Source organism: Deltaproteobacteria bacterium HGW-Deltaproteobacteria-6 (assembly GCA_002840435.1).
Classification (GTDB): Bacteria; Desulfobacterota; Syntrophia; order Syntrophales; family Smithellaceae; genus UBA8904.
In genome coordinates this window covers 439,408-460,171 of sequence record PHAT01000005.1, presented here as the reverse complement: position 1 = coordinate 460,171, position 20,764 = coordinate 439,408, and the positions used below count along the sequence as shown (strand labels likewise).

Genomic DNA, 20,764 nt, shown 5'->3' with positions numbered 1-20,764 from the left:
TTTATTCCTCCTATTCAATCACGGTGTAAGCCGCTTCACTTTGTTGGGTCAGATCCAGACCGACGATTTCATGCTTCTCTTCAACCCTCATGCCGATTGTCGCATCCACAATCTTGAAGATGATAAAGGTCATGATCGCGGCAAAGGCGATCGTCACGACCAGCATCAGGCATTGCACCAGGAATTGATGAACATTGCCGAAGAGCAGCCCGTCCGCGCCCGCTGCATTCATTGCTTTCTGCGCGAAGACCCCTGTGAGGATCGTGCCGACAGTTCCGCCGACGCCATGCACGCCGAATGCATCGAGAGAGTCATCGTAGCCGAGCTTGCCTTTAATCACGGCGACGGCCGTATAGCAGACCAGGGCGACGATGATGCCCATGAACATGGCATTCATCGGGTTTACAAAACCGCAGGCGGGTGTGATGGCCACAAGGCCCGCGACAGCGCCGGTAGCCGTCCCCAGAATGGTCGGTGTCCCATTGTGCCACCATTCAATCAGTGCCCAGGCCAAACCGGCAGCCGCTGTTGCCGTATTGGTGGTCACAAAGGCATTGGCGGCAAGACCGTCCGCTGCCAGTGCGCTGCCGGCATTGAATCCGAACCAGCCGAACCATAAAAGAGCCGCGCCCAGAACGGTGAAAGGCAGGTTATGCGGGCGAATGGGTTTGTGGTTATAACCAACCCGTTTGCCGAGTAATAACGCCAGGACCAGAGCCGATATGCCGGAACTCACATGCACGACGATGCCGCCGGCAAAATCCAGTCCGCCCATGGCCTTCAGCCAGCCGCCCGTTCCCCAGACCCAGTGGGCCAGAGGATCGTAGACAAACGTCGCCCAGAGCAGCGTAAAAAGCAGGAAAGCGGGAAACTTCACTCTTTCCGCATAAGCGCCGATGATCAGGGCCGGTGTAATGATGGCAAACATGGCCTGAAAGATCATAAAAACTGAATGAGGAATGGTTGCCGCGTAATCCTTGTTGGGGATAGCGCCCACGCCATTGAGTCCCGCCCAATCCAGATTGCCGATGATGCCGTGGAAATCCGGCCCGAATGCCAGAGAATAGCCGAACAGCACCCACTGCAGGCTGATAACGCAAACGATAATAAAGCACTGCATCAAAATAGACAGAACGTTCTTGCGCCTGACCAGGCCTCCGTAAAAAAATGCCAGCCCCGGAATCGTCATAAGCAGGACCAGAGCGCTGGCCATCAAAACCCATGCTGTATCTCCCGAATTCATCATCAATACCTCCTTCGAAAAGTTTTTGTTTCGCGCCTTTTCTTAGCGCAAGGATGATGCCAGAAGACGGCAATGCTCACAAATAGCTGAATACAATGAACATTAAGCCATTATTTCACAGATTAAAAACGTACAAATATGTACCAAATCGCAGATGGAAAAACTAATATGTCAGAAAATATTAAACAGGACACCCGAAGACGGCATGGCAAAATCATACAATATTGGTTGTGAGTGGAATCATCAAAATCCGCCGGTCAGATACCTCAATTTTTGCAAAAAAATGATTTTGGACAAAGTTGAAACACAAAAATGTTTCTGGCATAAAAATTGATACAATAATCGGAAAAGAAGCTTTCAATGCTTTTCAATAAAATAGAGATAGCCGTTATCGGTTGAAAATTAATTTTATAAATAGTAATAATCACTATTATTTTAAGAATAACCTCTTTTTGCGCCATGATCTTTCAGAACCATATGAACCAATTTACAGCGTACAAATTTGTTACACAAATTATTGGATGAGGATAAAAAAAATTATGACACCTTACACCCGCGTCAGTACAGGAATAAAAGGCTTGGATGAAATACTCAGCTATCTGCAAATGGGCGACAACGTCGTTCTTCAGGTTGATGATATTGAAGACTACAAAAAATTCGTTGATCCTTATGTGAAAACAGCTCTGGCCCGTAATCAACGCCTTGTCTATATGCGGTTTGCCAACCATCCGCCGCTTTTGGAATCAAACAAAAAAATAAAAGTTTATAAACTCAACGCCAACAAAGGGTTTGAATCATTTTCCACGCAGGTCCATAATATTGTCCGGGATGAAGGAAGGGATGTTTTTTATGTCTTCGACTGCCTGTCCGATTTACTGATGGCCTGGGCCACGGATCTGATGATCGGCAATTTTTTCGTTATAACCTGCCCTTATCTTTTCGAGCTCAACACGGTCGCATATTTCTCGATTCTGAGAAGCCGTCACTCTTTCAAAACTGTGGCACGGATTCGCGAAACCACGCAGGTCCTGCTGGATGTGTATAACAACAACGGTAAAATCTGCGTCCATCCGCTCAAAGCCTGGAAACGCTATACACCGACCATGTATTTGCCGCATGTCATGGAAGACGATAAATTTGTCCCGATTTTAAACAGTGCAGACGCCGCAAGCACTTTATCTTACCTGACGAACAAGAACGCCAGCAGCAGCGTCCGTAATCTCGATTACTGGGACCGCATCTTCCTCAAAGCGACCACGATCCTGGAAGACCCGGAAGCCACGCAGGAAAAGCAGAATATGGTGGAAACCCTCTCGCATGTGTTGATCGGACGCGAGAAAAGAATGTTGTCTCTGGTGAAGGAATACTTCTCTCTGGAAGACCTGGTGGAAATTAAAAAACGCCTCATTGGGACGGGGTTTATCGGCGGCAAATCCGTGGGCATGCTGCTGGCGCGCAACATCCTGCGTAAAGACCCGACTTTTGACTGGGATGCCGAACTGGAAATACATGATTCTTTTTATATCGGTTCGGATATTTTCTATTCCTACATGGTGCAAAACGGCTGGTGGAAACTGCTCATGTCGCAAAAGACCGACGAGGGTTACTTTGAAGTCGCCCGTGAACTCAAAAGCAAAATGCTGTATGGCGTTTTTCCAGACGAAATCAAGGAGCAGTTCCAACTCATGCTGGAATATTATGGTCAGGCCCCGATTATCGTCCGTTCCAGTTCTCTGCTGGAAGACGCGTTCGGCAACGCCTTTGCCGGAAAATATGAAAGTTACTTCCTGGTCAACCAGGAAACTCCCGAAGAACGCTACCGGGCTTTTGAAGAAGCCGTCCGCAAAATTTTCGCCTCCACCATGAACGAGGACGCCCTCACCTACCGCCTGCAACGCGGCATGGCCCATCAAGACGAGCAGATGGCACTCCTGGTGCAGCGCGTGTCCGGATCACACCGCGACATTTATTTCTTCCCCGGCGTGGCGGGCGTCGGTCTGTCCTATAATACCTTTGTCTGGCAGAAAGGCATGGACCCGAAAGCCGGCATGCTCAGGATTGTTTTCGGTCTGGGCACGCGCGCCGTGAACCGCGTGGAAAATGACTATCCGCGCATTGTCGCCCTGGATGCGCCGCTGACCAAACCTTACGCCAAGCAGGAGGACATCAAGCGGTTCTCCCAGCATGAAACGGATGTGCTCAATCTGCGCGACAACGAATTTCAAACCATCAAATCCACGGAACTGCTCAGGCTTGACCTGGTGCCGCGTCTGGATCTGATCGTCGAAGAAGATACCAAGGCCGCCGATTATCTGCGCTCGGTAGGCAAAGACACCCGCGACGCTCTGATGATCACGTTTGATCAACTGCTGGCCTCCACATCTTTTGCGAAAAACATGTCCCGGCTGCTGAGAACGCTGGAGCAGGTTTATCGCTACCCTGTGGATATTGAATTCACGGTCAACATCAACGCGAAGGGTAAATTGCAGATCAACCTGCTCCAGTGCCGTCCCTTCCAGACCAAGGGCCATTACAGCCGCGTCCAGCTGCCGGACAAGATGTCCCGATCCAAGATCCTGATCCGACAGGAAGCAAATTTCATGGGCGGCAGCATCTATCAGGCCATCTCCCGCATTATTTATATTGATCCGGAAGGTTACACAAAACTGTCTGTTTCTGAAAAATACGAAGTGGCCCGGCTGGTGGGTAAAATCAACCGGCAGATCGGACGGCGCGACGTCATGCCGTCAATTCTTCTGGGACCGGGACGATGGGGAACCACAACCCCGGCAATGGGTGTTCCGGTAACTTTTTCGGAAATTAACAACATTACCGCCATTGGCGAAATAGCCTATCAGGACGGATCTTTGATTCCCGACTTGTCTTTTGGAACGCATTTCTTTCAGGACATGGTGGAGATGGATATTTTTTACATGGCGATCTACCCCGAGCAAAACGGCGTTATTTTCAACAGCGCATGGATGAAAAAGCAACCCAACATTCTGACGGATCTGATGCCGGACGATGCGCGCTTCGCCGGCGTGGTAAAAGTATATGATGTGAGAAATAAGGATCTGCGGCTGCTGTCGGATATCGTAACACAGAAGATGATTTGTTTTTTTGGGAAATAGGGTGGGGCCGAAAAGTATTTGAAAATCAGGCAGCGTCCGGGCTGTAAACGTCCACCCGGCAGTGTTCCCGGAACCCCGCCTGTTCGTAGACCCTGAGTCCGTCCGGTGAGGACTGAAGTGTGGCAAAGCGGGCGCAGGCCTTCTTGGCAAAGCGCATGGTCGCTTGCGTCAATTCCAGGCCGATTCCCTTTTTCCGGTGTTCGGCAAGCGTCGTGACAAAATAAATACCCGCTGCTTTTTCGGCCAGAAACAACATAGAGGTAGCTGCCGGCCTGCCATTAAAAAAAGCCAGAAATATTTTTTGCGGAGCATCGGGGCCGAGATTAAATGCCCGGGTGAAGCGGTCATACTGATCGCGCGTTTCAACGGGGAAATCAAATCCGGCAAAGGATACCTCTTTCCACAACTCCAGATCTTCCTTATTTACGACCTGGCTGACGGTAACAGCCGTATCGCGGGATTCCCCATCCGGCAGCAGACTCAAATCCGCCAGCATGGACGGAATGCTGGCGACAAGCGAAAAACCTTCGGCCGCCAGCATATCGATGGTCGCCGGCGATTTTGCATTGGGAAATACCCACCACCAGAAAGGCAACGCTGCTTTCCGGAAATCCTCTTTGATACTCAGAATCGTCCGGGAATCGTCTGCCGTCAGGGGGGTTTCATTCCAGGCCATGTTAAGATCGGCGGATGCGATACCCGTCTTCATCGTCCAGATCGAGCCGCTGTGATAAAGAAAACGATGGAGTCCGCCCCAGTAGCGGGCATTGGCAAAAAAAGTGTCTTCAATTAAGTTGATTACAGACATGAGAGGATATCAAAATCAGCTTTTGTTGGGGTAGTGCTGAAAATGCGGTTTAATGGTTGGATTTTCCAGATCATCCTTGGACATCTTTAAAATAGTTTCCGCCGCCGAAATATCCAGCTTCAGTCTCTTGATTTTTGCATCATAGGCGGGCAGCGCTTTTTTGTAACGCTGTCTCTGCGTGAATTCCATGAAGGGCTGTTCCTTCATTTGCTTCATAATTACGTCGCGGGTGGCATTGGTTTCCACCAGGACTTTTCGCAAATATTCCAGGCGCTCCGCTGCGTTCTTATGTTCAACGGGAATGGCCCTGGTCAAATCTTTGTCAATTTTTTCCTGCAGGATGTCCGGCGCCGCTTTGGGCATGGACGGTTTACCGAAAACAGCCGGGTTATGAGCTTTCGGATCAAATGCGGCATTGGGTGACAATCCCGTGGAGGGTTTGCCGAAGATGGTGGGATTAAACGCGGCCTTCTGTTCGGGTTCCACTTCTTCCTGTTTTGCTTTGATATTGGATTTCAGACAAACGTCAATAACGAATTGACCCGCTTCAGTTTCAAAGGGGATTACAATGCTGGGGCCTTTGATAATGTGATAAATGGTGTGGGCTTTGCCGAAAACAATCGTTGGAATGGCTGCAAAAACTTTTAAATCATCTTTTTCCATGAGCTTGCGCGACGAGCCGGAAATCATATTGGTGAGCTCGCCCACTGCGTCGAGGACTTCTCTGTTTATTTCAGTGGTTTTTTCTCCCAGCATCTTGGAAACAATATTGATAATACAGGACTCGCTGAAACTCATGGCCAGCGATCCTGTCGCGTCGCCCGTCATGCCGATGATGCCCGAAACGTCCCCACAGGCGGCTTCATTTGTTTTGGCAAAGGGCCTTCCTGCAACCGGCTTGATAAAAGCCATTTTTTCCATGACTTCCATCGTACCATATATAAAAGGATTGATAAATTTAACGTCCATGCGTTTTTACATATCTTAGCAGTGAAAATTTCGCAATCACTTTAGTTTAAATTTAAAATACCGTGGTTACGATGCAATGCGCGCCAGCTTCATCCAACTGACATTCTTCCAGTCCTGATTGACGGTTGAGGCGTTTTCCGCATCACAATTCAGGCCGCATTTCAAAGCGAAATACCGGTGAAATGCCAGACAACCGGTTAATTCGGGATGAAAAACTGTGACTAAAATACCATCCGTTTCCGCAGCAGCAATATAATCATCCATCCGGAGCAGAATCTTAACATCTTTACCGGCGCTCAGAATTTTCGGCGCGCGGATGAAGATCAGCGGTATGGTTTCGTTGGAAACAGCCGGAATCCGGGCTTCCGCTTTAAAGCTGTCCAGCTGGCTGCCGAAACTGTTGCGTTCGATGGCCATATCGATGAGGCCCAGACAGGATGGATCGCCGACTACTTTATCGGCCAGCAATATGGCCCCGGCACAGGTGCCCCAGATCTTCATGCCCCGATTGTAATGTTGAAGAATAACATCTTTCAGATCAAAAATGGTCAGAAGCCGCGCCAGGCAGGTGCTTTCGCCGCCGGGAATGATCAAGCCTATCAGACCGGCAAAATCAGCCGCCTGTTTGACACGCTTGTAAGGAAGTCCCAGCCTTTCCAGATGTTCCAGATGCTCGTGAACACCGCCCTGCAAATCCAGAACGCCGATAACTCCCAGTTGATGTTTAACCAAATGCACTGACATAACAATAATTACCAGCCGCGCTTTGCCAGAATCTGTTCCGGCGGAATCTGCCCGATTTCCAGGCCCGGCATAGCCTCGCCCAAACCGATGGACGCTTCCAGAACCTTTTGCGGATCGTTGAAATAAGCGGTCGCCTTAACGATGGCGCGCGCGCGTTTGGCCGGATCGGCGGATTTGAAAATACCGGAACCCACAAAAACGCCGTCACAGCCCAGCTGCATCATCAATGCCGCATCGGCCGGTGTCGCGAGCCCCCCTGCGGCAAAATTGACGACCGGCAGGCGTCCCAGTTCTTTTACTTTCAGCGCCAGTTCATAGGGCAGACCGTTTGCTTTGGCAAATCCGGTCACTTCTTCCACCGGCATTTGAGCAACCTGGCGGATTTCACGGTTCATGGTTCTCATATGACGCACCGCTTCCACGACATTGCCTGTTCCCGCTTCGCCTTTGGTGCGGATCATCGCCGCGCCTTCAGCAATTCTTCTCAGCGCTTCGCCTAAGTTGCGCGCGCCGCAGACAAACGGAATAGAGAATTTCGTCTTATCAATATGGCATTCTTCATCAGCCGGCGTCAGGACTTCGCTTTCATCAATGTAGTCAATCCGCAGGGCTTCCAGCAGCTGTGCTTCGACAAAATGACCGATACGCGCCTTGGCCATGACCGGAATCGAGACCGCTTTTTTTATTTCAGCAATCATGGCCGGGTCGGACATACGGGCCACTCCGCCGTCCTTGCGGATATCCGACGGCACGCGTTCCAGCGCCATAACCGCTACGGCTCCTGCTTCTTCCGCTATTTTGGCCTGTTCTACATTGGTGACATCCATAATGACGCCGCCTTTCAGCATTTGCGCCAACTGGACATTTAATTCATATCTTTTTGCATCCACTTTCTATACGCCTCCTGACTTTTTTTAAATATACCTTCTCATGTTTTGCGGGAATATAAACTATTTTAATCCGTTGATTCTAAGAATACAAATCATATTTCGTCAAGTATAATAATTGTTTTCTACCAGAGCATTCGGGTTTGAATCTTTTGATCGTGAAGATAAGTTTTAATCTGCGAGATCGTATAAGTCCGGTAATGCACCATGGAAGCAATCAGCGCCGCGTCGGCTCTCCCCGTGGTCAGGACGTCCGCCAGATGTTCCGGCTTGCCCGCACCGCCGGAGGCGATCACGGGAATACGAACATTGTCGGAAATAAGCGCTGTTAAATTAATTTCATAGCCGTTCTGCATGCCGTCGGCATCAATGGAATTGAGGCAAATTTCTCCCGCGCCCAGGCGCTCTCCCTCTTTGGCCCACCAAAGGGCATCAATGCCGGTATGCTTCCTGCCGCCTTCAATGACAATTTCATAACCCGATGGTGTTTGCCCGCTTACGGCTACTTTCAGAACATCCATACCCAGCACAACGCACTGACTGCCAAACGCCCGGGCGCCTTGCGTAATAATATCCGGTTCAAGCACCGCCGCGGAGTTGACGCTTATTTTTTCCGCACCGGCCCCGATGACTTTGCGCATGTCGTCGAGGTTGCGGATGCCGCCACCCACGGAAAAGGGAATGAAAATCGTTTCGGCCACACGCCGGACCACGTCAATCATAATGTTGCGTTTATCGGACGATGCGGTAATATCATAGAAGACAATTTCATCCGCACCCTGCTCGTAATATTCACGGGCCACTTCCACGGGATCACCGATATCCACGTTTCCTTTAAATTTAATCCCTTTGGTCAGCTTGCCGTCCCGCACATCCAGACAGGGAATTATTCTTTTAGAAATCATCGCGGCCTCCACGCACAGAAGTTTCTCAGGATCTGCAGCCCAGGCCTGCCGCTTTTTTCCGGATGAAACTGCATGGCAACCAGATTTTTTACCGCCAGGACCGAACAAAAGTTCATACCGTAATCGGTCGTGCCCAAAACCGCTGCTTCATCAGACGGAGCAGGGTAGTAGGAATGGACAAAGTAATATTCCGCCAAAGGATCGATACCCTCAAACACCGGGTGATTGCTTTTCAGTGCAACACTGTTCCAGCCCATGTGCGGAATCTTCAAGGCCCGGCCGGCCGCCTGCAGATTTTCAGGAAAGCGCTTCGTCACGCCGGCGACCAGACCAATACAGTCGGTGTCGTTTTCTTCTGACTGATTCAGGATAATCTGTGTGCCAAGACAAATGCCCATGATCGGCTTTCCGGACTGAAAACAGATTTTCAGCCACTCGTCCAGCCCCTTTTGCCGCAGGTAAGCCATTGCTTCGCCTGCCGCGCCCACACCCGGAAAAATGACATGCGATGCCGCTTCGAGCTTCCGGGTATCATCCGTGATGACAAAATCCTGCCCGATGCTGTGCAATGCCCGGGCAACGCTTGTAATGTTTCCGGCGTTATAATTAATAATTGCAATCATAGTATTCATTTCCACAGGTCTTCTAGCAATTTTTATGCTCAACTTCCAATACTTATTTCATCCTTTATGGATGAGATGGCACTTCCCCTGATAAGAATCCCGTCGTTCCAGTTCTTTGTTAATAGAATTCAGCACATCCAATTTGTTGCCCGCCCAGGCAGGCGCCAGGAAGATATCTCGATAACCGTCGGCAGTCAGGCGCTGAATGACCATTTCGGGTGGCAAAACTTCCAGCACATCAGCGGTCAAAGATACATATTTGTCCTTTGTGATCATGGGGATCGAGCCTTGTTTGTATAGTTCGCCCAGGCGGGTGCCTCCAAGCGCCAGAAGCGAATGAATTTTAATGCCGTTGATCGGCAGGGCAGCCAGCGTCCTGGCTGTCATCCGCACATCTTCGTCACTTTCACCCGGCAGACCGATAATAATATGGACACAAATGTTCAGGCCTTGCCCGGAAAGGGCATTCACCGCATCCAGAAATTGCTGATAATCGTGCCCCCGGTTGATGACTTGCAGAGTTTTATCATGAACCGACTGTAAACCCAGTTCCACCCAGATATGATGTTTTTTAGCGTATCCGCCCAACAGTTCAATGACATCCGGCCCGAGACAATCCGGCCTTGTGCCGATGGAAAGACCGATCACATCCTCCTCGGCCAGTGCTTCATCATACAGGGCCTGTAATTTTTGCACCGGCGCGTAAGTGTTGGTAAAGGTCTGGAAATAACCGATAAATTTGGACGCGGACGGCTTGTAGTATTGTTTTCCGGATGCAATCTGTTCCGCAACGGATGGCAATGCACCGAGCTTACGCAACTTCGATCCTCTGCCGTCGCAGTAAATGCAGCCGCCCGTGGCCACGTGGCCGTCGCGATTGGGGCAGGTAAAGCCCGCGTCAATCGCCAGCTTGTGGACATTACACCCGAACAAGTTGCGCCAGTAACTCTTCAGGTCGTAATACCGCTTATCGTTTTTCCAGAAATCCGGTTTGGCCAAAGCCGCCTCTTTTTTATGTTGTGTTTTTCGTGCCGTAATACTAATAAAATCACTAAGACTTGGCCTTTTCAAGGAAAAGCTTCAGAAAAAAGCTTTAGTTGAATTGGCTTTGAGCAAGTGAAATGGGTTAAAGAACCTGGTATTACGTTTTCAGTAAAGTGTTGTCATATCGACCAACGGGAGATATCTTATATTGATCACGATCATTAAGATTTCTCGCTGCGCTTCGAAATGACATACTGTATACAATATCATAATCATTGCATAATGCCTTTTAAGGATTAACATCGATTCATGACAATCGCAAGCAGCTGGTTTGAGGAGTGGGTAACTTGGCAGATCAATACGACATCCTGGTAATTGGCGGCGGGCATGCCGGCTGTGAAGCGGCGCTGGCCGCGGCACGCATGGGCTTACGAACCCTGCTGTTTAATATTAACCTGGATTCCATCGCCCTGATGTCCTGTAATCCGGCGATCGGGGGACTGGCCAAAGGCCAGCTCGTCAAAGAAATTGACGCCCTCGGCGGCGAAATGGGCAAGGTTACCGACAAAACCGCCGTCCATTTCCGTCTGCTCAACGCCTCCAAAGGCCCTGCTGTTCAATCCTCCCGCATGCAGTGCGACAAACAGCTCTATCGTTTGACGATGAAAGCGGTAGTCGAAAATCAGCAGAATCTGCATATCCGTCAGGCCATGGTGGAGTCTCTGGTCATTGAAGACGGCAGGGTAACCGGTGCACTGGATTCGAGCGGCTTTTTCTATGGCGCCAAAAAAGTCATCATCACCACCGGAACATTTCTCAACGGCCTGGTGCATATCGGCACATCGCAAACACCGTCGGGACGGGCAGGTGAACTGGCCTCCGTCGGTCTGGCCAATCAACTGAAGGCGCTCGGCTTCGAAGTCGGTCGGATGAAAACCGGTACGCCGCCCAGATTGCGCGCTTCCTCCATCGATTTTTCCTGCTTGGAGCGTCAGGACAGCGATCCCGCGCCTGAGCCTTTTTCCTTTACCACCAAGGCCTTGCGGCCCGAACGCCTGCCTTCTTATTTTGCGGCCACCTCCGCCGAAACCCATCGGGTGATTCGGGACAATATTCAGCATTCTCCACTTTATTCCGGGGCCATTAAAGGGATCGGCGCCCGCTATTGCCCCTCGCTGGAAGACAAAGTCATGCGCTTTGCCGATCGCCAGAGCCATCCGGTTGTTCTGGAACACGAAGGCCTCGACACGCAGGAAGTTTACGCCAAGGGCCTGGGCAACTCGCTCCCCCTGGAATTGCAATATCAGATTGTCCATAGCGTACGCGGCTTGGAGCAGGCCGAGATCATGCGTCCCGCATACGCCATCGAATATGATTTCATTCAACCCAGCCAGCTTCAGCTTACTCTGGAAACCAAGTTAATTTCCGGCTTGTATCTGGCCGGTCAGATCAACGGCACATCCGGTTATGAAGAAGCGGCGGCCCAGGGCCTCTGGGCCGGCATCAACGCCGCCCGCTCCCTGCAAGGCGCGCCGCCTTTTATTCTGGATCGCTCCGAAGCCTACATGGCGGTCATGATCGATGACCTCGTCACACGCGGCGTGGATGAACCTTACCGCATGTTTACCTCGCGCGCCGAATACCGGTTGATTCTGCGGGAAGACAATGCCGTCATCCGCCTGATGGGCAAGGGCTGTGAGCTGGGCCTGATTGATCGCGCTCACTATGTGGATCTTCAGGATAAAATGAAGCGGATTGGTGAGGGCATTACCCATCTTAAATCCGTATCCGTTAAACCATCGCCGGAAATCAATGCAACGTTGACCCGGCGGCAATCGACGCCGCTGACCCAGGCCACAAACCTGCATGGCCTTTTGAAAAGATATGAAATCGCTTATGACGATTTAAACGGAGTTCCCGGCTGGGAACCGCAGGATGATCCCTTCATTAAAAAGCAGATTGAAATCGAAATCAAGTATGAAGGCTATATCAAGCGGCAGTTCGAAGCGACGAAGAAATTAAAGGATCAGGAAAAAAAGAAAATACCGCCGGGCTTTGATTACTCGGCTGTTCCCGGCCTTTCCAACGAACTGCGCACCAAACTCACCCGCGTCGCTCCCGCCACCATCGGCCAGATGGAGCGCATCCCCGGCATGACCGAAGGCGCCATCTCCGCCGTGCTGATCATGATGAAAAAGCAGGAACTGGGGGGCTGTTGAAATACCCTAAAGGGCACACGAACGCTCGTCTGCTGCGTTGCGCTGCAAACCTCCCCGCTCAATGTATATCAATATACACCTCGCGGTTCGTTTTTTGCGCCTTGCATCTGATCATTTTTGAACAGCCACCAAACATGTGGATCCGTGAAAAGAGATAGTTAATTATAATCATGGCATATTCCTCTTTTTCAAAGAAATAACATGTGCTAAGTTGATAATAAATAATCGGGAAAAAAGAAATTTGTATATTAGGAGTCTAAGAAATGGACGTATGGCTATTACTCCTAGTTAAAGTCGCACTTATTTTTGTCATATTGCTACCAGTAACAATGCTTTCCAAACGCTTTGATCCTTCAAAGCCTATCGTTGTAATTATTGTCGCACTTGGGGGTTTGTTTATTAATCTTATTGTAGATTTTACAGATCAGAGAATATCGACACCATCAGTGGAAGTAACTGTTAAAAAAGAAAGAAATGAATTACTGGTCGGCATAGCAGCATCGAAACCTTTAGAAGTACTTTCATTGGATTTACCCGTTCTAGGCAAAATCATAAATATTCATGACAATAATTCCGTTACTGAAGCCAGGACTTCACTAAAAAAGATAGTTGGTAGCAACACTTCAACGTCGCAGAACAATATTGAGTTTTACATAGAAAACATTAAGCCTAAAACAAGAATTGAATACAAAATACTTTATGAACCCATACCGTCTAATATGTTCATAGCTGGTACAGACAGTTATAAAGTATCTTATAGCTGGTATTACGGCGGTAAACAAATAACAATTTCAAAGTGGTTTTCTATTGCAACGGGTCAAGAAGTGAAACAACCAAATGCCGTTGTGAAGGGTGGTCAATTTTACAACAGAGCTTTATCACCGGAAGAAATCAAGAAAAGATATGAGGAAGGTTTAAGAGAACGAAAAGTAGAATAGATAAACTTCTAATGAGTAATCTAGCCAATGCTTGGTTCCGACCGATCCCTGCGTTAGGCATTAAAGAGATCGCAATTGCCTTTCAACAATAGGTCGTCGGTTTCAAAAAATAAAACCCGGCAGTTGAAGCGGGATGCCGTGAGCGAATATGCCCGAAACGTCGTGGCTCAAGGCGTTATGAAGCATCAGACAGCCGAACTGTCTGAGCCGAAGGCGAGTTTTCGGCTGTCGCGCAATGAGCCTTAGAGCCACAGTTGCAGGGCATTTTGAGCGATGGCATGCCGCTTCAACTGCCGCACCTTTCAGATACTTTTATCTTCAAAAAAATTGATCATTCGGCGTTGTGCTGGCAAAAATTTCAGGCAGCGGATTTATTGCGCAACTCTTCAGCTATTCTTTCCGCCAGAAATATCTTAAGGAGCGACTGATAGGGAACATCTCGTTTGTTGGCGAGCATCTTGAGTTCTTCAAGGACTATTTCCGGCAAGCGAATGGAAATGGTTTTTGAGGAAGGCTTGAGATTCGAAAGTGTAACCTTCTTAGCTTTTTTCCAGTCGATATAATCCGCCGAATCGTGCTTGCCCCAGAACTCTCTTTCCTGGGCTTCAGTTTTGAATTTCGGTTTATTGGTTTTCATATTGTTGATACACCTTCCTTTCCCGGGGACTCATATCTCTTGCCGAAATGATGCGGATACGATCTTTTCGCATGGTGAAGACTGCAAACAGCAGACGGTTGGCATCGGTTCTTCCCAACGCATACCATCTTGCTTCCTGCTCCGAATGAATATCATCGTCGGTAATGACAAGCGGCTGATTGAAAAACATCTGTTCACATTCCGACGGCGAAACACCGTGCTTAATCCAGTTCTTATCAATGTTGCCTTTATCCCACTCAAAACCCGTCGCCTTGAGCAGCTGTTTGATATCCATGGCTAAAGTATATTGTTATCATATACAATTGTCAAGCTGGAATCCGATCTCCAAAATCCTCATACCTTTTTTGCTTGTTATGTCTTGGACATCAAAAAGAACGACAGTTGAAGCGGGATGACATGAGTGAATTGCCCGAAACGTCGTGGCTCATGGCAAAATGAAGCATTCCAATTCTAAATCAAGCGCTATCTTTGTTGGCGTCGTCGTCGGCTTCCTCAACGTATATGTAATACGCCTCGTCGCCTCCTCCTGGCCGCCGCGATATCATCTTGATTTAAAATTGGAATAGAATGGATGAACTGTTTGAACCGAAGGCGAGTTTACCGCTCACGCTCCATGAGCCTTAGAGCCACAGTTGAGGGCATCCTGAGCGATGGCATGCCGCTTCAACTGCCGCACCTTTCAGAAAACGAAAAGGATATTCCCCGAATTCCTCATCTGTTTTGCCTTTTGACACAGTCAGACGAAGTATGATAGCCTCTCCTTCATAGATAATTAATGATATCAAGGAAGGCGTAACATCAATAAAATATTCGGCAACACATCAGGACTGGGCGCGCAGCAAATCAAATCATTGGAACGTCTGTACCGCCGGGGCATCCCGCCGGAAAGCCTGATCAGCAATGATCTGGCTCGGGAAATATCTTTTCTAGCCAGTGAACTCAATCGGCAAATCGGGCTTCTCATCAACCGCAAGGGTGAAATTGTCATCATCATCCTCGGGGATCATAAAGGCATCATGATTCCCAATCTTGACGCCTACCGCGCGGCCTCTACCCGGTTTAAAGGCCTGCGGCTTATTCATACCCATCTCGCTGATGAAGAACTTTCCCCGGAAGACTTAACCGATTTATCGCATCTGCGTCTGGACATGATCGGAGCGCTCCAGGTGCATGAAGACGGAACGCCCGGCAAACTGTTCTGGGCGCATCTGATTCCCGAAAATCCGCAGGGCGATTACTGGCTGATCCACGAGCCACAGGAGCCGCACCGGATTGATCTCAACTTTCTGTCCTTCATCTCCGCACTCGAAGATGAGTTTGCCAAACAGCAGAAAACTCGCAAAATTGACGCCGCGGAAAAAGCCATCCTGGTGCGGGTGGAAAAAAATCCCCTCGCGGGCGCCGAAGCCTCGCTCGAAGAGCTCCGGCAACTGGCCGAAACCTGCGGCGTTGCGGTATTCGACACGCAGATTCAATACCGTCCTCAGATCGATCCGAAATATCTGGTCGGCCGGGGCAAACTTGCGGCCATCGATTTGCGGGCCACGCAAATCGGCGCGAATCTGTTGATCTTCGACCATGAACTGACGCCCGCCCAGGTCCGCTCCATCAGTGATTTCACCGGTCTGAAAATTATCGACCGCACCCAGGTGATCCTGGATATCTTCGCCCGCCGCGCTCACAGCCGCGAGGGAAAAATTCAGGTGGAACTGGCCCAGCTTAAATATCTGCTGCCCAGGCTGATGCACAAAGATACGTCGCTTTCCAGACTGGCGGGCGGCATTGGCGGCGTGGGCCCCGGCGAAACCAAACTGGAAATCGACCGCCGCCGGATCCGCGAACGCATCCATCGTCTGGAAAAAGACATTAAAACGATCACCAAATCGCGCGGTCAGCGGCGGGGACGGCGGGAAAGATCGGGCCTGCCGGTAATTTCGATTGTGGGCTACACCAATGCGGGCAAGTCGACACTGCTCAACACTCTGACCCAAAGCGCGGTGCTGGCGGAAGACAAGCTTTTTGCCACGCTGGATACCAAAAGCGCGAGGCTCCGTTTTCCGCGCGACACGGAAGCCATTATCACCGACACGGTCGGTTTTATCCGCAACCTGCCCGCGGAGCTGTTCAGCGCTTTTCGGGCGACGCTCGACGAGCTTCAGGACGCTGATCTGCTGTTGCACATCATTGATGTCAGCAATATCCAGTTTGAAGAACAGATGGCGGCTGTCGAAAAAATTCTGGAAGACCTGGAAATCGCAGGCAAACCAGTCATTCGTGTTTTTAACAAAGCGGATCGCTTTCCCGATAAGGAAATGCTGGCCACCTTGAGCCGTCGTTTCGATGCCGTGGCCGTATCAGCCCTGGATAAAACATCGCTTTCCGTGCTCCTGGAAAAGATAGAAAAAGCACTGCCTAATACAAACTTTTCAGGACACGGAAATTATGGTAGTGAGGCGTAAGACGTCAGGTGTAACCTACAAAATACAACCTGATCATGGTATCGGCTTATGAAATATCTTCGTGTTTTTATCATTTTAACGGCGCTTTTATGTGCCTCCGGCAGCCTCGCTGCGGAACAGTTGCTCACGATCGTGCATACCAATGATATGCATTCTCATTTTCAGGGGTTTTCGCCGGAAATCGACTATCAACCCTTCAACGTCCATGCCGATAAAACCCTGGGCGGCTGGGCCCGCGTCGCAACCGTCATCAAAAATACCAGAAAAGAAAGACTTAATCCCGTCCTGGTGGTTGATGCGGGTGATTATACAATGGGGTCACTCTTCCATATGCTGATCCGCGAAGAAGCCTTCGAACTCCGGCTGCTTAAGTCCATGGGTTACGACGTCATCACCATGGGCAATCATGAATTTGATCTCCGGCCTGCGGGACTGGCCGCTATTCTGAAAACCGCCAAGGCTAAAGGCGGCATGTCTAAAATCGTTCTGGCCAATGCAATTTTCGACCGCAAACAGCCTGTGCTGGCTGAGCTTCAAGACACTTTTTCCGATACAGGGGTTACGCCCTATACCATTTTACAACTGGGTGGCCGGAAAATCGGCATTTTCGGCCTTCTTGGCAAGGATGCCGAAGACGTATCGCCTTTTGCCAAACCACTGACCTTCCGTGATCCTGCTGAAACGGCGCGTGAAATGGTTGATATTTTGCGTCATCGGGAAAAAGCGGATATCGTTATTTGCCTTTCGCATGGCGGACTGCGGGACGACCCCAAAAAATCGGAAGACATCCTCCTCGCCAAAAACGTCCCTGGTATTGATGTTATTATCAGCGGGCACACGCACACAAAGCTGGACAAAACAATCCGGGTGAACGACACCATTATTGTTCAGGCCTGGTGCTACGGACAACAGGTAGGCATTCTCGATCTGATCGTAAACGAGGGCAAAGTCCGTGTGAAGAACTACACACCTGTTGCGATTGACAGTGCCATAGCGGGTGACCGGCAGATTCAATCGATGATTGACTCCTTTAAAAAGACGATCGATTCGCGGCTGCTTGCAGCGATGAATCTGTCTTACGACAAAGTGATTGCCGAAACAAAATGGGATATGACCAAGACCGCCCGCGAATCGCCGCTGGGCAATCTGCTGGCCGATGCCATCCGCTGGACGGTTAATCAGGCGGATTCGGACCCGAATGATCCGTCGACGCGTGTATTGGTGGCCGTCGAATCCAACGGCGTTATCCGTGATAACCTGGTGGCGGGTAAAACCGGAAAAATCACTGTGGGCGATTTATTCCGGACCATTCCATTGGGCATTGGGCCTGACAATACCATGGGTTACCCGTTGATCAGTTTTTATCTTTACGGCTATGAAATCAAAAGAGCTCTGGAAATTCCGACCAGCGTGAGACCGCTGAAAAATAATGACGACTACTATCTGCAAATCTCCGGTTTGCGCTTCACCTACAATCCGCACCGGATGCTTTTCGATCGGGTAACGGCCATGGAAATCGGCAGCGAAGAGGAAGGTTATGCCCCGCTCGACTACAGCGCATCCAATAAGAAGCTCTACCGCGTGGCCGCCAATATTTACAATGCCACGTTTTTAAAGAGCGTGGGAAAGTTTACCTATTCTCTGCTGGAGATTGTACCGAAAGATAAAAACGGCGCCCCCATACAAAAGCTGTCAGCCGCCATAATCGACGGCAACAAATCCCGGCCGGGCGTTCAGGAGATCAAACAATGGCAGGGGGTTATGCAATACGTCCGGTCTTTCCCGGATACCAATGGCAACGGCATTCCGGACGTTCCTGAAAAGTACCGAGACAAACTCGGACGCATTGTCGAGGCGCCGAGTTTCAATCCCTGCAATCTTGTTTCCGGAGCAACGACGCCAACCCTGGTTGTAACAGGGATTGGCATTGTCATGTTGTTATTTGTTGTGTTTTTTGTAATAATGAAAGCAAGAAAGCATTCGAAAAAAGGATAAAAATAAAGGTTAAAGGATCATACCCCCAAGGGGCATGCGTGGTACGAGGTTCAAAGTAACAGCAGTCTTTCCTTATGACCATCACCTACAGCCTAAACACCCGAGGTTTTTTAAATGAACAAGGAATTTATTGAAATCCGCTGGCACGGACGGGGCGGACAGGGCGCCATCACGGCAGCCAAGATTGTTGCCGGGGCTGCCTTCGTCTCCGGCTATGCGGGAGTCGTTATGGCGCCAAGCTTTGGTACGGAGCGCAGAGGGGCGCCGGTTATGACCTCTCTTACGATATCCAGAGAAAAGATTTATGATTTATCGCCCATCGAAACCCCCGATGTCGTCGTTGTCCTCGACCATCTGCTGCTCAAGGAAGCTGATGTGACCCACGGCCTCAAACCCGGCGGCATTATTGTTTTGAATACGCCGATGGCTTTTGAGTCCTATCACTTTAAAAATTTTAAGCTGGCCACGGCGGATATCACGGCTATCTCCGTTGAAGCGGGACTTCCTCACGGTATGGTCAACACCGGGATTATCGGATCGCTGGAAAAAGCAACAAATCTTTTGGGAATCGATGTCCTGATCAAAGGGATTGAGGAAGAATTCAATACAAGAAAGCCCGAAAAGAATTCATTGGCTGCCAAAATTGCCTATGAACGAACTGTGACGGGAGGTTGAAAATGGGAACCAGAAATTACCGAAGAAAAACATCACACAGTGAAAACGGTCCGGGAGACGGCGGAAGAACGGGTTCCTGGAGAGTCGAGCGGCCGGTCTTCGACCGCAGCCTCTGCATCCCCTGCAAAAGAAATAAAGAAGCCTGCTTTATCTGCTGGCTGTTCTGCCCGGAAATCGTTATCTCCCGAACCATACCGCCTACGGTTAACCTGGAATACTGCAAAGGCTGCGGCATCTGCGCCGAGGAATGCCCGACCAAGGCCATTACCATGGTCGACGAGGCTCAATTCACCGAAGAAGACAAGGATAAGGATTAAGCGCCATGCATATTATAGAAAATGGAAACGTAGCAGCAGCTCTGGGCGTCAAACTTTGCCGTGCCAATGTTATCGCGGCCTATCCCATCACACCGCAGACCCCCCTCACGGAAAGGCTTTCCGAGTTTGTTGAAGCAGGTGAAATGAAGTCCGAATACATCCCCGTCGAGAGTGAACATTCCGCACTCGCCGTCTGCATTGCCGCATCGTCGACCGGCGCCAGAGCTTTCACGGCAACCAGTTCCAACGGCCTGCTCTACATGCATGAACAGGTCCAGTGGGCGGCCGGCGCCAGACTGCCCATTGTGATGTGCGTGGTCAACCGGGCGATTTCCGCTCCCTGGAATGTCTGGAATGACCAGCAGGACTCCATTTCACAACGTGATACCGGCTGGATACAGATGTATTGCGCCGACCACCAGCAGATTATCGACACGGTTATCAAAGCCTACTGGCTGGCGGAAAAAGTCAGCATCCCGATCATGGTGTGCTACGACGGGTACATTCTTTCTCATACCTATATGCCGTTTGACGTGCCGGATCAGAAACAGGTCGACGCGTTTCTTCCTCCGTTCAAACCGGAGTACGCCCTGAATCCTGAGGATCCCGCCAATCTCAATACCGTAACCCTGCCGGATGTGCGGATGGATGTTCATGGTGAGCTGGCCCATGGATATATGGAAATCCGCTATCTGCTCCACGAAGAGCTGCGGGCGGCGCTTGCCGTCGCTGCAGAAGCGGAAAAAAGATTTACGGAAATATTCGGCAGGGGCGGCGACCCGTATTTAGAACCTTATCGATGCGATGACGCGGAATATATTGCCGTGGGCCTGGGCTCACTAACCTATCAGCTGCGGGTTTCGGTTGACGCGTTAAGAAAAGAAGGCATCAAAGTGGGCGTAATGGGTGTCCGTTTTTACAGGCCTTTCCCCGATGAGGCCATCGCCAATGCCCTGAAAGGAAAAAAAGGCGTCATCGTTTTTGAAAAAGCGCTGAGCTACGGGTATGAAGGCGCGCTGGCTTCCGATCTAAAGTCCGCGCTTTATGAGCATCTCGCCTCCACAGGCACACTGCCCGCCGTTCAGAACTTTATCGTGGGAATCGGCGGACGGGATATTCGAACCGAAGAATTGACACAAAACCTCAAAGCTGCGACACAAGGCAGAGTTTCCAAAGAGCCCACCTGGATCGGGCTTAAGCTATAGGAGA

19 protein-coding genes are annotated in these 20,764 nt (G+C 50.0%); 8 read left to right on the top strand and 11 right to left on the bottom strand.

The features are described 5' to 3' along the window. Positions 1-10: 10 nt before the first annotated feature. Positions 11-1,243, bottom strand: coding sequence for an ammonia channel protein (locus tag CVU71_12340; GenBank protein ID PKN18709.1), 1,233 nt, complete (start codon positions 1,241-1,243; stop codon positions 11-13). A gap of 266 nt (positions 1,244-1,509) precedes the next feature. Beyond that, positions 1,510-1,704, bottom strand: coding sequence for a hypothetical protein (locus CVU71_12335; protein ID PKN18291.1), 195 nt, complete (start codon positions 1,702-1,704; stop codon positions 1,510-1,512). A gap of 78 nt (positions 1,705-1,782) precedes the next feature. Between CVU71_12335 and CVU71_12330 the strand changes: the two genes are divergently transcribed. Continuing rightward, positions 1,783-4,374, top strand: a complete 2,592-nt coding sequence (locus CVU71_12330; GenBank protein ID PKN18290.1) for a phosphoenolpyruvate synthase — start codon at positions 1,783-1,785, stop codon at positions 4,372-4,374. A gap of 25 nt (positions 4,375-4,399) precedes the next feature. On the opposite strand, the gene CVU71_12325 is transcribed toward CVU71_12330, so the two are convergent. The 7 genes from CVU71_12325 to CVU71_12295 all read right to left on the bottom strand — a co-directional run bounded on the left by CVU71_12325 (position 4,400) and on the right by CVU71_12295 (position 10,354). After that, entirely contained in the window at positions 4,400-5,182 is a 783-nt protein-coding gene (locus tag CVU71_12325; protein PKN18289.1) for a hypothetical protein, read from the bottom strand. A 15-nt stretch (positions 5,183-5,197) separates the two neighbouring features. Then, a complete protein-coding gene (locus CVU71_12320; protein ID PKN18288.1) occupies positions 5,198-6,151 on the bottom strand; it encodes a hypothetical protein in 954 nt (317 codons plus the stop codon). A gap of 66 nt (positions 6,152-6,217) precedes the next feature. Further along, a complete protein-coding gene (locus CVU71_12315; protein ID PKN18708.1) occupies positions 6,218-6,868 on the bottom strand; it encodes a pyridoxal 5'-phosphate synthase glutaminase subunit PdxT in 651 nt (216 codons plus the stop codon). Between the two features lie 35 nt (positions 6,869-6,903). Further along, complete coding sequence (locus CVU71_12310) at positions 6,904-7,785, bottom strand: pyridoxal 5'-phosphate synthase lyase subunit PdxS (protein PKN18287.1); 882 nt, start codon at positions 7,783-7,785, stop codon at positions 6,904-6,906. A 122-nt stretch (positions 7,786-7,907) separates the two neighbouring features. Then, a complete protein-coding gene (locus CVU71_12305) occupies positions 7,908-8,687 on the bottom strand; it encodes an imidazole glycerol phosphate synthase subunit HisF (GenBank protein PKN18286.1) in 780 nt (259 codons plus the stop codon). Next, positions 8,684-9,310, bottom strand: a complete 627-nt coding sequence (locus CVU71_12300; GenBank protein PKN18285.1) for an imidazole glycerol phosphate synthase subunit HisH — start codon at positions 9,308-9,310, stop codon at positions 8,684-8,686. The genes CVU71_12305 and CVU71_12300 overlap by 4 nt, the downstream gene beginning before the upstream one ends. A 57-nt stretch (positions 9,311-9,367) precedes the next feature. After that, on the bottom strand, positions 9,368-10,354 hold the full coding sequence (locus CVU71_12295; GenBank protein PKN18707.1) for a TIGR01212 family radical SAM protein: 987 nt from the start codon (positions 10,352-10,354) through the stop codon (positions 9,368-9,370). A gap of 287 nt (positions 10,355-10,641) precedes the next feature. Between CVU71_12295 and CVU71_12290 the strand changes: the two genes are divergently transcribed. Both CVU71_12290 and CVU71_12285 read left to right on the top strand, forming a co-directional pair. After that, entirely contained in the window at positions 10,642-12,513 is a 1,872-nt protein-coding gene (locus CVU71_12290) for a tRNA uridine-5-carboxymethylaminomethyl(34) synthesis enzyme MnmG (GenBank protein ID PKN18284.1), read from the top strand. A 263-nt stretch (positions 12,514-12,776) separates the two neighbouring features. Further along, positions 12,777-13,451 (top strand): hypothetical protein, encoded by a 675-nt coding sequence (locus CVU71_12285; protein PKN18283.1) that lies wholly within the window; start codon positions 12,777-12,779, stop codon positions 13,449-13,451. A 358-nt stretch (positions 13,452-13,809) separates the two neighbouring features. On the opposite strand, the gene CVU71_12280 is transcribed toward CVU71_12285, so the two are convergent. Both CVU71_12280 and CVU71_12275 read right to left on the bottom strand, forming a co-directional pair. Further along, complete coding sequence (locus tag CVU71_12280; protein PKN18282.1) at positions 13,810-14,088, bottom strand: hypothetical protein; 279 nt, start codon at positions 14,086-14,088, stop codon at positions 13,810-13,812. Continuing rightward, entirely contained in the window at positions 14,075-14,383 is a 309-nt protein-coding gene (locus tag CVU71_12275; protein PKN18281.1) for a hypothetical protein, read from the bottom strand. Before CVU71_12275 ends, CVU71_12280 begins: the two co-directional genes overlap by 14 nt. 523 nt (positions 14,384-14,906) lie before the next feature. Between CVU71_12275 and hflX the strand changes: the two genes are divergently transcribed. From hflX to CVU71_12250, 5 genes are all read left to right on the top strand, one after another. Beyond that, positions 14,907-16,568 (top strand): GTPase HflX, encoded by a 1,662-nt coding sequence (hflX, locus tag CVU71_12270; GenBank protein ID PKN18280.1) that lies wholly within the window; start codon positions 14,907-14,909, stop codon positions 16,566-16,568. Between the two features lie 48 nt (positions 16,569-16,616). Beyond that, on the top strand, positions 16,617-18,563 hold the full coding sequence (locus tag CVU71_12265) for a bifunctional metallophosphatase/5'-nucleotidase (GenBank protein ID PKN18279.1): 1,947 nt from the start codon (positions 16,617-16,619) through the stop codon (positions 18,561-18,563). Between the two features lie 114 nt (positions 18,564-18,677). After that, positions 18,678-19,238 (top strand): ketoisovalerate oxidoreductase, encoded by a 561-nt coding sequence (locus CVU71_12260; GenBank protein ID PKN18278.1) that lies wholly within the window; start codon positions 18,678-18,680, stop codon positions 19,236-19,238. A 2-nt stretch (positions 19,239-19,240) separates the two neighbouring features. Further along, entirely contained in the window at positions 19,241-19,555 is a 315-nt protein-coding gene (locus CVU71_12255) for a pyruvate ferredoxin oxidoreductase (GenBank protein ID PKN18277.1), read from the top strand. A gap of 5 nt (positions 19,556-19,560) precedes the next feature. Continuing rightward, positions 19,561-20,760 carry a pyruvate ferredoxin oxidoreductase gene (locus CVU71_12250; GenBank protein PKN18276.1) on the top strand — a complete coding sequence of 400 codons (1,200 nt, stop codon included), beginning with the start codon at positions 19,561-19,563 and terminating at the stop codon, positions 20,758-20,760. Positions 20,761-20,764: the final 4 nt, after the last annotated feature.